18 protein-coding genes are annotated in these 14,029 nt (G+C 36.1%); 12 read left to right on the top strand and 6 right to left on the bottom strand.

Annotation, left to right across the window (positions count from 1 at the left end; genetic code table 11):
• The first annotated feature begins 47 nt into the window (after positions 1–47).
• Positions 48–1,205 carry an acyl-CoA dehydrogenase family protein gene (locus BM121_RS19750; RefSeq protein WP_091485953.1) on the top strand — a complete coding sequence of 386 codons (1,158 nt, stop codon included), beginning with the start codon at positions 48–50 and terminating at the stop codon, positions 1,203–1,205.
• Positions 1,206–1,322: 117 nt separating this feature from the next.
• Here the strand turns inward: BM121_RS19750 and BM121_RS19745 are convergent, their stop codons facing one another.
• Positions 1,323–2,468: a glycosyltransferase family 4 protein gene (locus tag BM121_RS19745; RefSeq protein ID WP_091485951.1), complete on the bottom strand. Its 1,146-nt coding sequence runs from the start codon at positions 2,466–2,468 to the stop codon at positions 1,323–1,325.
• A 173-nt stretch (positions 2,469–2,641) separates the two neighbouring features.
• Between BM121_RS19745 and BM121_RS19740 the strand changes: the two genes are divergently transcribed.
• Positions 2,642–3,043, top strand: a complete 402-nt coding sequence (locus tag BM121_RS19740; RefSeq protein ID WP_091485948.1) for a universal stress protein — start codon at positions 2,642–2,644, stop codon at positions 3,041–3,043.
• Here BM121_RS19740 and crcB read toward each other — a convergent pair.
• From crcB to BM121_RS19715, 5 genes are read right to left on the bottom strand one after another with little or no spacing between them, the layout of a single operon-like run.
• Complete coding sequence (gene crcB, locus BM121_RS19735; protein ID WP_091485945.1) at positions 3,033–3,395, bottom strand: fluoride efflux transporter CrcB; 363 nt, start codon at positions 3,393–3,395, stop codon at positions 3,033–3,035. The two genes, BM121_RS19740 and crcB, sit on opposite strands and share 11 nt — an antisense overlap.
• On the bottom strand, positions 3,392–3,787 hold the full coding sequence (locus BM121_RS19730) for a fluoride efflux transporter FluC (RefSeq protein WP_091485943.1): 396 nt from the start codon (positions 3,785–3,787) through the stop codon (positions 3,392–3,394). Before BM121_RS19730 ends, crcB begins: the two co-directional genes overlap by 4 nt.
• Positions 3,778–4,185 carry a Fur family transcriptional regulator gene (locus BM121_RS19725; RefSeq protein ID WP_091485940.1) on the bottom strand — a complete coding sequence of 136 codons (408 nt, stop codon included), beginning with the start codon at positions 4,183–4,185 and terminating at the stop codon, positions 3,778–3,780. The genes BM121_RS19730 and BM121_RS19725 overlap by 10 nt, the downstream gene beginning before the upstream one ends.
• Positions 4,186–4,189: 4 nt before the next feature.
• Positions 4,190–5,053, bottom strand: coding sequence for a metal ABC transporter permease (locus BM121_RS19720; RefSeq protein WP_091485939.1), 864 nt, complete (start codon positions 5,051–5,053; stop codon positions 4,190–4,192).
• Between the two features lie 13 nt (positions 5,054–5,066).
• Positions 5,067–5,819 carry a metal ABC transporter ATP-binding protein gene (locus BM121_RS19715; RefSeq protein WP_091485936.1) on the bottom strand — a complete coding sequence of 251 codons (753 nt, stop codon included), beginning with the start codon at positions 5,817–5,819 and terminating at the stop codon, positions 5,067–5,069.
• A 313-nt stretch (positions 5,820–6,132) separates the two neighbouring features.
• Here BM121_RS19715 and BM121_RS19710 point away from each other — a divergent pair, with 313 nt between their 5' ends.
• From BM121_RS19710 to sufB, 10 genes are all read left to right on the top strand, one after another.
• Positions 6,133–6,489 carry an arsenate reductase family protein gene (locus tag BM121_RS19710; protein ID WP_091485934.1) on the top strand — a complete coding sequence of 119 codons (357 nt, stop codon included), beginning with the start codon at positions 6,133–6,135 and terminating at the stop codon, positions 6,487–6,489.
• Between the two features lie 39 nt (positions 6,490–6,528).
• Positions 6,529–6,912: a glycine cleavage system protein GcvH gene (gene gcvH, locus BM121_RS19705; RefSeq protein ID WP_091485931.1), complete on the top strand. Its 384-nt coding sequence runs from the start codon at positions 6,529–6,531 to the stop codon at positions 6,910–6,912.
• Between the two features lie 133 nt (positions 6,913–7,045).
• Positions 7,046–7,405 (top strand): toprim domain-containing protein, encoded by a 360-nt coding sequence (locus BM121_RS19700; protein ID WP_342714524.1) that lies wholly within the window; start codon positions 7,046–7,048, stop codon positions 7,403–7,405.
• 17 nt (positions 7,406–7,422) lie between these two features.
• Entirely contained in the window at positions 7,423–7,752 is a 330-nt protein-coding gene (locus BM121_RS19695) for a thioredoxin family protein (RefSeq protein WP_091485926.1), read from the top strand.
• A 197-nt stretch (positions 7,753–7,949) separates the two neighbouring features.
• On the top strand, positions 7,950–8,102 hold the full coding sequence (locus BM121_RS22770; RefSeq protein WP_483866637.1) for a YuzK family famiily protein: 153 nt from the start codon (positions 7,950–7,952) through the stop codon (positions 8,100–8,102).
• A 359-nt stretch (positions 8,103–8,461) separates the two neighbouring features.
• The gene (gene sufC, locus BM121_RS19690; RefSeq protein WP_091485924.1) at positions 8,462–9,247 is read left to right on the top strand and encodes a Fe-S cluster assembly ATPase SufC; all 786 of its coding nucleotides are present in this window, start codon (positions 8,462–8,464) and stop codon (positions 9,245–9,247) included.
• 15 nt (positions 9,248–9,262) lie between these two features.
• A complete protein-coding gene (sufD, locus tag BM121_RS19685) occupies positions 9,263–10,570 on the top strand; it encodes a Fe-S cluster assembly protein SufD (protein WP_091485921.1) in 1,308 nt (435 codons plus the stop codon).
• Complete coding sequence (locus BM121_RS19680) at positions 10,570–11,790, top strand: cysteine desulfurase (protein ID WP_091485918.1); 1,221 nt, start codon at positions 10,570–10,572, stop codon at positions 11,788–11,790. Before sufD ends, BM121_RS19680 begins: the two co-directional genes overlap by 1 nt.
• Complete coding sequence (gene sufU, locus BM121_RS19675) at positions 11,780–12,223, top strand: Fe-S cluster assembly sulfur transfer protein SufU (protein WP_091485916.1); 444 nt, start codon at positions 11,780–11,782, stop codon at positions 12,221–12,223. Before BM121_RS19680 ends, sufU begins: the two co-directional genes overlap by 11 nt.
• Before the next feature lie 34 nt (positions 12,224–12,257).
• The gene (gene sufB / locus BM121_RS19670) at positions 12,258–13,655 is read left to right on the top strand and encodes a Fe-S cluster assembly protein SufB (protein ID WP_091485913.1); all 1,398 of its coding nucleotides are present in this window, start codon (positions 12,258–12,260) and stop codon (positions 13,653–13,655) included.
• Positions 13,656–14,029: the final 374 nt, after the last annotated feature.

Here is a 14,029-nt window from a genome sequence, read left to right as displayed (position 1 = left end):
GAAGATAGTTCGCTATCATCAAAGTAGCAACAAAAGGAGGTTAGAGTATGGACTTGTCAAGTAATTTTCTTCAGACAGACCGTCATGAAATGCTTTACCATAAAGCAGAGCAATTAGCAAAGAAACTAAAAAACAGAAAACAACAAGCCGATAGTGAAGCAACTTTACCGAAAGCAAGTATCAAAGATTTACGAGATGAAAACTATTTATCATTAACTTTACCAAAGGAATATGGAGGAGAAGCATTATCCTTATATGAATTTTTGCTAATGCAAGAAAAATTAGCAGAAGGCGATGGTGCAACTGCTTTATCTGTAGGTTGGCATTTAGGGGTAGTCAAAGAGTTGAGCGAAGAGAAATTATGGGAACCTGAAAAATATGATTATATAGCCAAAGAAGTAGGGGGAAATCAAAAATTAATAAACCGTTGTGCGACAGAACCTGCAACTGGAAGTCCAACGCGAGGCGGCATTCCTGAAACAACTGCTACTTTAGATGGTGAAGAATATGTCATTAATGGTAAAAAGACATTTACAACGATGGCATTGGTGTTGGATTATTATATTGTAACAGCTTATGTGAAAGATAAAGATGCTGTTGGTTCCATTCTGATTCCAAAAGAAACAGAAGGTCTTCGTGTGGACAAAACATGGGATACTTTAGGTATGCGTGGAACCGGTAGTGATGACTTAATACTAGAGAACGTACGAGTACCAAAAGAAAATTTAGTAGAATTAAATGATAAACCGAAGAGACCGGGTCCAAAAGGTTGGTTATTACATATTCCGGCCTGTTATTTGGGTATTGCGCTTGCAGCACGTAATGATGTCATTCAATTTGCCAAAGAATTTCAACCAAACAGCTTAGATAAGCCGATATCTGAAGTAGAGCACGTGCGTAATAAAGTGGGAGAAATAGATTTAAAACTATTACAAGCACGTTACTTTATGTATAGTGTTGCAGAAAAATGGGATACATATCCGGATAAACGTGGACAACTAATGAAAGAACTAGGTGCTGTTAAACTAGTCGCAACTAATAGTGCAAATGAAGTGGTCGATCTCGTGATGCGAATTGCTGGAGGTCGCGGGTTATCTAAAAATATGCCGTTTGAGCAATATTACCGTGATGTGCGAGCAGGACTCCATAACCCTCCAATGGATGATATGGTCATCTCCTCATTAGCGAAAAACGCATTTTCGTAAAGAAGGCTTAATTATGCTAAGAATTTGCAGTGGCAACTTCAAGCAAAGTTCGCTTTTGTAGTGTTTTCTATGCCGTTGGGGAACGCTTCAGCCTCCTCAAAAAGCATGCTTAATTGTTTAAGCATGCTTTTGTTTGGATTTTGTTTCTTCTAATATAAACTGATAAGTGCTGATTAATTCTTCAAAACGGTCTTCCCATCGTTGCTTTTGCGCGTAGCGAACAGCATTTTGTGTCAATTGATATCGCCAATCTTCATCATTTAATATTGAATCAATAGCGTTCACAAATGAGTCTAAATGGTTGCTATTACACAACTTACCGGTAAAACCCTCTTGAACTATATTTTTTACACCACCTTCATTTGCAGCAACAACTGGTGTTCCTGTCGCTAACGCTTCTAAAACTACATTTCCGAATGTTTCTGTTTCAGAAGGAAATACAAATAAATCACTGGCAGAAACAATTTTGGCAACCTCTTTTTGTGGTAAGAATCCTGTATATGTTACATTTTGCTGCCAGTCATTTCTCAGGCTGCTTTTAGATGGACCGTCACCAATAATGAGCCAATGAACGTTTTCTTGTAGTTCGGGTGGTAGTTGTTTTGCAATCTTTGGAAGTAACTCTACGTTTTTCTCTGGGGCTAATCGACCAACATAACTTAAAATATAACGTTCTTTAATGTTATATTTCTTTCTGACTTCATCAGTAGAGTAATATGGATGGAAAATGTTCATATCAACACCACGTTGCCAAATTTGCAAATGCTGAAAGCCTTTTTTTTGTAATTGATCATAGGTAACAGCGGATGGTACGAAAATACGAAGTAATGGTTGATGGAACCATTCCATATAACGCCAGAGTGCTTTCGATAATAAGGTTAAATGATAGTATTTTAAATAATGATCAAAATCAGTATGGTAAGATCCAACAATGGGAATATTATATTTTTTTGCGAGGTGAAGCCCAGTTAAACCAATCGAAAACGGTGTTGCAACATGGATGATATCGGGTTGGAATTTTTTTATGATTTCTTTTAAATGCATGGTATTTGGTAAAGATATACGACAATCTTTATAAAGCGGAAACGGAAAACTGGATTGACGGTAAATTTGCCCAGCGCTTATTTCTTTTTTAGTTTGCTTTGGTGATATCACAATATAAGAATGGTGACTTTGGTCTAAATACTTCGTAAAACGGCCCAGTGTCTTGGCAACACCATTAACATCTGGAAGAAAGGTATCAGTAAAGATAGCAATTTTCATATTGTCTCCCCCCTAGGAACTATTCCTCACTTCAAACATATGTCGAAAAAATGTAAAGAACAACAGGATTATGTTAAATGATTGTAAAAAATTACTAACATAATTAAGATAACGCTTTCAAAGTGGAGGGTGATTTTGTTATAATAGAATGAGTTGGAAAGGAAGAGTGCGGGATGTATCAAAGAATAATTCTTGCTGCAGATGGATCTGAGCATGCATTGAGGGCTACAGACCATGCCATAAAATTTGTGGAAAGTGTATCAGAATATCGGTTAGATATTGTTATTGTCATGAACGAAGAAAAGAAAGGAAAACAATCGATCAATTTAGCAAGATTGGTAGAGGAGAAATTAAAATTAACCAAGCAAAAATTGAAGCAGGCAAATGTTCATTTTCGTACTATTATTTTAATAGGTGACCCCAAACATGAAATTGTGAAATATGCTAAGCGTGAAGAAGTTGACCTTTGTATTATAGGGAGCAGGGGATTAAATAAATTTCAAGAAATGGTTTTAGGAAGCATCAGTCATAAAACAGTTAAACATATCAACTGCCCAATCCTGATTATAAAATAATGATTTTCCATATCGTGAATACTGTAATAAAACTGATTCCAACTGATCCAAACAGATAAAAGATAGCTTTATTCCACTGTTTTTGTTCCAACATTTCAACGACTTCCACACTAAAAGTGGAGTAAGTCGTAAAAGCTCCACAAATTCCTACACCTAAAAAGCTCCATGTCCATAATGAGATCCATTCTGCTTGATAAAATAAATAGGTATAAGCGAAAAGGATACTACCTGTGAAATTGGCAAGCAATGTACCCACAGGTAACCAATATTTACTTGTATTAAATCGCAGGCTTAACATATATCTTAATATGGCACCAATGAAGCCGCCTAAACCAACAAACAAATAGCTCATACGATCTTCTCCTTACTGATTGCTAACCTGGCACCAATAAAACATAAACCTACACCACCGAAAATTTGTATCGACAGATAAAGAATTAGCCATGTCATGCTTTTATCCAAAAGCAACACACTCTCCGCTATAAAGGTGGAAAAAGTCGTGAAAGACCCCAACAATCCTGTTGTAAATGCTGTGAAAATGTATGGTGGCAGTTTATTTTTAAAAAAAGGATGAAATGCAGCATATGCTAATACAAAGCATCCGATTAAATTAGCAATTGTTGTGCCAATAGGTAAGCTGATAAATGATACGGATTCTGCTATGATATAACGGAGAAGAGCTCCGAGCACACCACCAATCCCAACAGCCAAAAAAAGCTTTACTTGCTTTGCTTTTATTGACATGTTGGACAAAATCCGTAAATTTCAAACTTATGATCGTCAATCATATAGGGCTTTAATTCCTCTGATAGCTGATCCATCGGACAATGGTGGATTTCTTTTGTAACACCACAGTTTTTGCAAATAAAATGATGATGATGGTGGTGGTCACATTTAAGTCTAAAGTGCTTTTCACCATTTAGTTCGGTGGATTCTAAGATACCTAATTGATCAAATAAATGTAGGTTTCTATAAATCGTATCAAAGCTTATTCCTTCGTAGTTTGGCTCCATATTCTCCAATAAATCTTTTGCTGTACAATAACGATTTTCGTCTACAAAGAAATCGATCATATGTTTTCGTTTATCCGTATATTTATAGCCTTTTTCTTTTAATATGCCAAGTGCTTCGTTTGTATTCATTCGATCACCCCGTCTTTAAACGATGCTTTCTACTTTTTAGATTTTCTATTACTCTTTTGGTTACTATGGTAGTTATTAATAAAAGGATGAGAAGCATAACAATGGTACCACCTGGTGGTATCTCTAAATAGTAACCAGATACTAATCCTAAAATAACAGCTGTTTCTCCATATATTATCGCATAAATAATCGTTTGTTTAAATCCTTTTGCGATACGAATACTTGCTGCAACTGGTAACGTCATTAATGCGGAAACTAATAGAACACCAACAATACGAATCGAAGCGGCAATCACAAGTGCAGTTAATACAATAAAAACAAAATGAATTCTTTTAGCATGTATACCAGTAACAACTGCTTGCTCTTCATCAAAGGATAGTAAAAATAGTTCCTTATATAATAAAAAGATAACCGTACAAACGATAATCGCTATGATGATAATACTGTATAGATCGTGCCTACTTACCGCTGAAACAGAGCCAAATAAATAATTATACAAGTCTGTATTAAATCCATTGGCCATCGAAATAAAAATAACACTTAAACCAACGCCGCCGGACAAAATAATAGGGATGGCTAACTCCTGAAATGCGGTGTAAACACGGCGCAAGCGTTCAACAATTACAGAACCTATAATGGAAAATCCTAAACCCGAATAAAAGGGGGTGATCAGCATTGCACCTGTCTTTTTTTCTAGTAGCAGTCCAAAAGCAATCCCTGCAAGTGTAACGTGAGATAATGCATCAGCAATTAGAGATAATCTACGTACTACAACAAAGGCGCCCAGTAATGGAGCGATGATACCGATAATGATTCCAGTTAAAAAGGTGTTCCTTAAAAACTCATACTCTAATAAATTCGTTAACATATTTGTTCCTCCATTAATGCTCGTGGGTCACTAGATTTAGCGGGTGGCCATAAAAATCCGATAATTGATCTTTGGATAGGGTTTGAAACTCATTTGGATTACCATGAAAATGCAATGTTTTGTTCAAACAAGCCACTCTAGAGGCATGATGTGTCATTGTTCCAATATCATGTGTTATTAATAACAAGGTAATGTTTTGTTTATTTAATTCATGTAAGAGCTCAAAAAACTTCTCTACATTTTCAGCATCAACACCAACTGTAGGCTCATCCAAGATTATTAATTGTGGATTACTGACAAGTGCCCTAGCGATAAAAATCCGCTGTTGCTGTCCTCCTGACAGTTCTCCAATATTTTCAGAAAGATAACCGGTCATTCCTACTTTTTCTACAGCTTCGTAAATGCGCTTTTTATGCTGACGTGATAATCGTCTAAAATAGCCTAGCTTTGCAGTGAGTCCCATTGTAACAACTTCTTCCACTGTGGCAGGGAAACCACGGTTAAAAGTGTTTGCTTTTTGAGAAACATAACTTAATTTATTTTTTTCTTTAAATTTGTGAATCGGTTGACCGAAAAGCTGAATCGTCCCATTAGTTTGCTTTTCCATCCCAAGTAATAGTTTGATTAGCGTTGTTTTTCCTCCACCATTCGGCCCTACGAGTCCAATGAAGTCACCTTCATTTATGATAAAATTGACATCTGACAAAGCTTGCCGATCGCCATAATGAAAGCTGACATTCTTCATCTCAACAATTGGTTTTGACATAATTATCACCTTCGTTTTTCAATCTGTTCATATTTTATCGTAATCATTACGGTTTGTAAATTATCAAGACCGGAAAATCTAGAAATCATACGTAAAGATAAAAGAAATACACCTATTTCGCCAAACATTAAATTAGTGATGAATATTTGTTGTTTATAGTGCTGAAGCCTGTCATAGGTTGTGCCATCTTCGTAAAACGTTATACATAAAAGTATTTGATTGTGGTATTGTTATGATATTCCAACTCGATCATTTGATTTTTATCAGGTTTTTTCGTTAAAATAATAACAACGATAATGAGGAGGAGTAATGCATGACAGTTCAGTTTTATTGGTATCCTAAATGTGGGACCTGTCAAAAGGCGAAGAAATGGTTAGATGAACATCAAGTTGATTATGAAGCTGTACATATCGTGGACAACCCACCTAGCAAAACAGAATTGAAAAAAATGATCGATAAAAGTTCTTTACCATATAAAAAATTCTTTAACACAAGTGGAAAGAAATATCGTGAATTAGGTTTGAAGGATAAATTGAAGGATGCTACTGAAGAAGAAATGTTGGATTATTTAGCTTCTGACGGTATGTTATTGAAACGACCCTTGACAGTAGGTAAAGACCAAGTGACAGTTGGTTTTAAAGAGGAAACATTTGAGCAAACTTGGAATTAAAAAAATACTATAAAATGCAACTATTTAGGAGGGTTTTTCATGAGTTTACCTGAAAAATATCTATATTCAAATGAACATGAATGGGCGAATCAGGAAGATGGCAAGTTAAGAATTGGTGTTACAGATCATGCACAATCAGAATTAGGAGATATTGTGTTTATTGAGCTGCCAGAAGTTGGAGATGAAATCAAAATAGGTGAACCATTTGGAAGTGCTGAATCCGTTAAGACTGTTTCAGAATTATATGCCCCTGTAACGGGTAAAGTGGTAGAAGTAAACAGTGAATTAGAGGATAATCCAGAATTAGTAAACGAATCTCCATATGAGAAAGCATGGATGATTGTGGTAGAACCTAGCAACCAGTCAGAATTAGAAGATTTATTATCAGCTGAAGATTATGATAAAATGATCAATGAAGAGTAACAATTTAGTAGCATTCGCATATAGCGAATGCTATATTTTTTAACTAAGTATCATTAGTCTGTCATAACTTGATTACCTGTATCCATACAATACAATAATAGCTTTTGGTTTAATTTGAACTTTGATGAAGTAGGTGAGCCAATTGTCAACACAAGAAATAAAAGTAATTATAGTCGAGGGTAGATCTGATAAAGAAAAAGTGGCAAAATTAGTAGATGAAGAAGTAGATATTGTCTGTACTAATGGTACGATTAATGTTGATCGCTTGGAAAATTTGATTGAAATGTTCTATATGGATTATCGTGATGTTTATATATTAGTTGACGAAGATAATGCAGGTAAGAAATTAAGAAAACAATTATCCAAAGAATTACCACATGCGATTCATGTTTATATTGACAAATCGTATCGTGAAGTTGCAGCTACACCTGAATCTGAGTTAGCAGTAGCACTGGTTTCATCACATATCATGATCAACCCAGATTATTTATAATATAGAAGGAGATTGTAATGATTAATATAAATAAGGAAAATTGGAATAACATGTTACATCATGAGGAAGCACTGGTCATCTTTGTGCACACACCTTTTTGTGCGACGTGTCAATTAGCAGAACGAATGTTAACAATATTGGAAGAAGCAGATCACGCACAATCCTTTTTCCGGATGAACGCTTCTTTTTTTCCGGAATTCATGGAGCAACAAAAAATCACGAGTGTACCGGCTCTGTTATTAGTAAAAGATGGCGTGGTAATTGATCAACTGTATGCTTTTGAATCGGTAACTAAATTACACAATGTCTTGGAAGGTTGGAAGCAAAAACAGAGCATTCAGCAATAAAATCAAGTATTTTGTAAGAATTTATATCATATATTTTTCTGTTAGTTATATATGATTACAAGTGGTTGTGTATCTGTACAGATCTACTTTCATCAAGTTTGGTCACTATGTAAGAAGATGTTACAATTGTAATTGTCAAAAAAAGAAAGGATTGATTTATTATTAGTGACCAGTTACATCTACAGTATACAACGGAAATGGAAAAAGCGATGCTTCAGTCGCACGGGGTAGGATATGCAGAGTATAGCCGTAAGCTCTCCCAACGGTTAGATATCGAAAGGGAAAGAGAAACAAGCTACCAAAAAAGCCAAGAAGTTGTGAAAGATGTAGACCGCTTAGTTCACAGATAATATTTGGATGTTAGAGGAAATTTAAATAAATGAAATGAAAATAGACACTAAGATACAACAGTTACTTTTCTATAAGTAGCTGTTGTTTTTTTAATAAAGAAAGAATTTTCATTGTTGCGCAGTTTTTATCTAGTTGCGAATAAGGCTGATGTGGGTTATGAGCGGTTTATCTTACTAATAAATCGATAAATACGTGTTAAGTGTGGTATAATAACAATCGGAATGAATAAAATCAGTCGTTCCCAATAGCGGTTAAATGGTTGATTATAGATACGAAATAGTATAAGATTGTAATGAGAATAAAGTGAGAATGGATTTAATTTCATTATCACATTTAAAAGCTTTGGAGGTATGTAGATATGGCAAGTTCTACTTTAGAAATTAAGGATCTTCATGTTGAAATAGAAGGTCAGGAAATATTAAAAGGTGTTAATCTTACCATAACGGGTGGAGAATTCCACGCAGTAATGGGACCAAATGGTACAGGTAAATCAACATTAGCATCTGCTATCATGGGTCACCCTAAGTATGAAGTTACAAAAGGTGAAGTACTTCTTGATGGGGAAAATGTATTAGAAATGGAAGTAGATGAGCGTGCGCAAGCTGGTCTGTTTTTAGCAATGCAATACCCAAGTGAAATTAGTGGTGTAACAACTTCTGATTTCTTACGTTCTTCTATTAATGCACACCGTGAGGAAGGCGACGAAATTTCTTTAATGAAATTTATTAAAGAAATGGACGAAGCATTAGATTATTTGGAAATAGATAAAAACATGGCACAACGTTACCTAAATGAAGGATTCTCTGGCGGTGAGAAAAAACGTAACGAAATTCTTCAATTAATGATGTTGAAACCAGCTATCAGTATTCTTGATGAGATTGACTCTGGTCTTGATATCGATGCATTAAAAGTAGTATCAAAAGGGATCAATAAATTACGTGATGAGTCATTCGGTTGCTTGATCATTACGCACTATCAACGTTTATTAGATTACATCACACCAGACAAAGTACATGTAATGATGAACGGTCGTGTTGTGAAATCTGGTGGACCAGAATTAGCTAAACGCCTAGAAGCAGAAGGTTATGACTGGATCAAGCAAGAACTTGGTATTGAAGATGAAACTGTAGAACAAAAAGCGTAAGGTAGGAGGTATCGTATGACTGTGGAAACTAAACTTCCATATGATCAGGACTATGTCCGATCATTTTCAGAAAATAAAAAAGAACCGGAATGGATGAAAGAATTGCGTTTGCAAGCTCTTGATTTAGCAGAAGGACTTGAAATGCCAAAACCGGATAAAACGAGTATCAAACGTTGGAATTTTGATGACTTTAAACATGACGTTGACGGTGAAATGATCAACTCACTTAATGAAGTACCTGAAGATATCCAAGTGTTCTTAGATATGGAAAATCACAATGACAATCTTGTCATCCAGCGTAACCAATCTATAGCGTATAAATCACTTGCTTCTGGGTTATCTGAAAAAGGAGTAATATTAACAGATATTCAAACGGCATTACAAGAACATAGTGATCTTGTTCAACGTTATTATATGAAAGATGCTGTGCAAATTGATGAAAACAAATTAACTGCACTACACACAGCTTTAATGAACGGTGGCGTATTTGTATATGTACCAAAGAATGTACAAATTGAAGAGCCATTGCAAGCTATTTTCTGGCAAGAAGACCCGGAAGCAGCTACCTTTAACCACGTGATTGTAGTTGCAGAATCAAACAGTTCTTTAACGTATGTTGAGAACTATTTTTCGCAAAATAAAGAAGAACATGCAGTAGCTAATATCGTGACGGAAGTTATTGCGCATGACAATGCTAAAATTAACTTTGGATCTGTAGATAACTTTGCAGCAGGTACAACGGTTTATGTTAACCGTCGTGGAGTTGCCTACCGTGATGCAAACATCGAGTGGAACCTTGGACAAATGAATGATGGCAACACGGTATCTGAGAATGTGACACACCTAATTGGTGATAATTCAAATTCTTATGCAAAAACAGTATCTGTTGGCCGTGGTAAGCAATCTCAAAACTATACAGCTAAAATTGTCCACTTTGGTAAACAAAGTGAAGGCTTCATTCTTCAACACGGTGTTATGAAAGAAAGTGCATCCACTATCTTTAATGGAATTGGAAAAATTGAACATGGTGCAACTAAATCAAACGCAGAACAAGAATCTCGTGTATTAATGTTAAGTAAAGATGCACGAGGTGACGCGAACCCGATTCTGTTAATCGATGAAGACGATGTAACAGCAGGTCACGCAGCTTCTGTGGGTCGTGTTGATCCGGTCCAACTATACTATTTAATGAGTCGTGGTATTTCTCAACAAGAGGCTGAACGCCTAATTATCCACGGTTTCTTAGCACCAGTGGTTAAGGAGATTCCGATTAAGGCAGTACGTGAACAATTGACTGAGGTTATCGAAAGGAAAGTCTACTAATGACTATTAAAGCTATTCGTGAGCAATTTCCTATCCTGAATCAAGAAGTAAACGGCCATCCGCTAGTTTATCTTGATTCATCGGCAACTTCTCAAAAACCGTTATCTGTTATTGAGTCAATGGAAACTTATTACAAGCAACATAACTCTAATGTACACCGTGGTGTTCATACCTTGGGTACAAGAGCAACCGATCAATACGAAGGTGCTCGTGAAAAAGTAAAAAACTTTATCAATGCAAGTTCAACGGAAGAAGTTATCTTTACCCGTGGAACTACCACTTCACTTAATACGGTTGCTTATGGATATGCTCGTCACGTTTTAAAAGAAGGTGATGAAATTGTCCTTACTGAAATGGAGCACCATAGTAATATTATTCCGTGGCAGCAGGCAGCGAAATATACTGGTGCAACATTAAAGTATATTCCAATGGAAGCAGATGGAACGATCACCCTCGATGCGGTCCGTTCCACGGTCTCGAATAATACAAAAATGATTGCTATAACACATGTTTCTAATGTGTTAGGTACCATTAATCCTATTAAGGAAATTGCTCAAATTGCGCATGAAAATGGAGCAGTTATCGTTGTAGATGGTGCACAAAGTGTGCCTCACATGCAAGTAGATATGCAAGATTTGGATTGTGATTTCTACGCTTTTTCTGGTCATAAAATGTGCGGTCCAACAGGTATTGGTGTACTTTATGGTAAAAAAGCATTGCTAGAAGAAATGGAACCTGTTGAATTTGGTGGAGAAATGATTGATTTTGTTGGTCTCTACGATTCCACATGGAAAGAACTTCCGTGGAAATTTGAAGGTGGGACGCCAATCATCGCTGGAGCTATTGGTTTAGGAGCAGCGATTGATTTTCTATCAGAATTCGGTATGGATAACATTTTGGAACACGAAAAACGAATTGCTAAATATGCACAAGAAAAGCTTTCTGAAATCGATGGTTTGACAATTTTCGGACCAAAAGAACGCGGTGGTTTAGTAACCTTCAACATTGATGGTGTTCACCCGCATGATACAGCTACAGTTCTTGATGCGGAAGGTATTGCAGTAAGAGCTGGACATCATTGTGCACAGCCTTTAATGAAATGGTTAGATGTAACAGCTACAGCTAGGGCAAGCTTTTATCTATATAATGATGAAAGTGATGTTGACCGATTAGTTGAAGGAATACAGCGAGCGAAGGAGTATTTCGGAGATGTCATATAATAATTTAGATACATTGTACAGACAGGTTATTATGGATCATTATAAAAATCCTCGTAACCGTGGATCTTTGGCGGAAGAATCTGTTACAATAGATATGAACAACCCAACATGCGGTGATCGTATTGAGTTACACCTTCAAATTGAAAATGGCAAAGTTAAGGATGCTAAATTTGAAGGGGATGGTTGTTCGATCAGTTTGTCATCTGCTTCTATGATGACACAGGCAGTAAAAGGGAAAAATGTAGATGATGCGTTGAAAATGTCATCTGTTTTTTCTCAAATGATGTTAGGTGAAGACATAGAAGGTGTGGATTTCGATCTAGGGGATATTGAAGCATTGCAAGGTGTTTCCCAATTCCCTGCAAGAATCAAGTGTGCAACATTGGCGTGGAAGGCGATGGAAAAAGCAGTCGCAGCTGACGAAAAGCAGTAGGCACAAAAGAAATCCTAATATAGGAGGTAATATTATGGCTAAAAAGGCACCTGAAATAGAAGAATATAAATATGGCTTTCATGATAGAGATGTTTCGATTTTTCGTACTGAAAAAGGTCTTACACGTGCAGTAGTGGAAGAAATTTCTCGCATGAAAGAAGAACCAGAGTGGATGTTAGAATACCGCTTAAAAGCATTAGAACAATTCTATAAAAAACCAATGCCACAATGGGGTGGCGACCTTTCAGAATTAGACTTTGATGAGATTACTTACTACGTAAAACCATCTGAGCGTTCTGAACGTTCCTGGGATGAAGTACCTGACGAAATCAAACAAACATTTGATAAATTAGGTATTCCTGAAGCAGAACAAAAATATCTTTCTGGTGTATCTGCACAATACGAATCTGAAGTTGTATATCACAACTTAAAACAAGACTTACAAGATTTAGGTATTGTCTTTAAAGATACAGATACCGCATTAAAAGAAAACGAAGATCTGTTTAAAGAATATTTTGGAAAAGTAATACCATCGTCTGACAATAAATTCTCAGCATTAAACTCGGCAGTTTGGTCTGGTGGATCATTTATTTACGTACCAAAAGGCGTAAAAACGGAGACACCTTTACAAGCATACTTCCGAATTAACTCTGAAAACATGGGTCAATTCGAACGTACGTTAATCATTGTTGATGAAGGAGCTTCTGTACACTATGTAGAAGGTTGTACGGCACCAACATATACAACCAATTCATTACACAGTGCAGTTGTTGAAATCTTTGTTAAGAAAGATGCATATTGCCGTTATACAACCATTCAAAACTGGGCAAACAATGTTTATAACTTGGTTACAAAACGTGCCATTTGTGATGCGAATGCAACAATGGAGTGGATCGATGGTAACATTGGTTCCAAGTTAACGATGAAATATCCATCTGTTATCTTAAAAGGTGAAGGCGCACGTGGTAACACACTTTCTATCGCTTTAGCTGGTAAGGGGCAACACCAAGATGCTGGTGCGAAAATGCACCACTTAGCACCTAACACATCTTCTACAATCGTTTCTAAGTCGATTTCGAAACAAGGTGGAAAAGTATCGTATCGTGGTATTGTACACTTTGGGCGAAAAGCTGATAATGCTCGTTCCAATATCGAATGTGATACACTAATCATGGATAATAAATCTACATCAGATACCATTCCTTATAATGAGATTCTAAACGAAAACATCTCATTAGAGCACGAAGCGAAAGTTTCTAAAGTATCTGAAGAACAATTATTCTATCTTATGAGTCGTGGTCTTTCTGAAGAAGAAGCTACTGAAATGATTGTAATGGGCTTTATCGAGCCATTTACAAAAGAGCTTCCAATGGAATACGCAGTAGAAATGAACCGCCTTATCAAGTTCGAAATGGAAGGTAGTATTGGTTAATTGACTATAAATAGTTGATATACTAAGCTTTCAATGTGTGAGATTAAATGAGGGATAACGAGTTCGAGCCGATTTTGTGCCGATCTCGTTATCTTTTTTTATATTCAGAAAAACATCTAACTGATCATTTCTCATTTCCTACTTCGCAGTGTCGGATAGATATTTATCAGCGGTTGTTTTAATATTTGATGACCTAAATGGTGTGCAACATATTTTAAGTTAGCGCCACTTTCTAATTGTAAAATATCATGAGTATGTCTAAATCCGTGAGCTTCTTTGCAATAACACGAAAAGTATCACTAACTATGACGGTGTAAATAGTTGTCCAATTAATTTTAGCCTTTTTCTATGTAACTAAAGCTATGAACAATACC

This window comes from Gracilibacillus orientalis, from assembly GCF_900114645.1.
Classification (GTDB): Bacteria; Bacillota; Bacilli; order Bacillales; family Amphibacillaceae; genus Gracilibacillus; species Gracilibacillus orientalis.
Note: the sequence above shows the minus strand (reverse complement) of the source record. Positions and strands in the feature narration are given on the sequence as shown.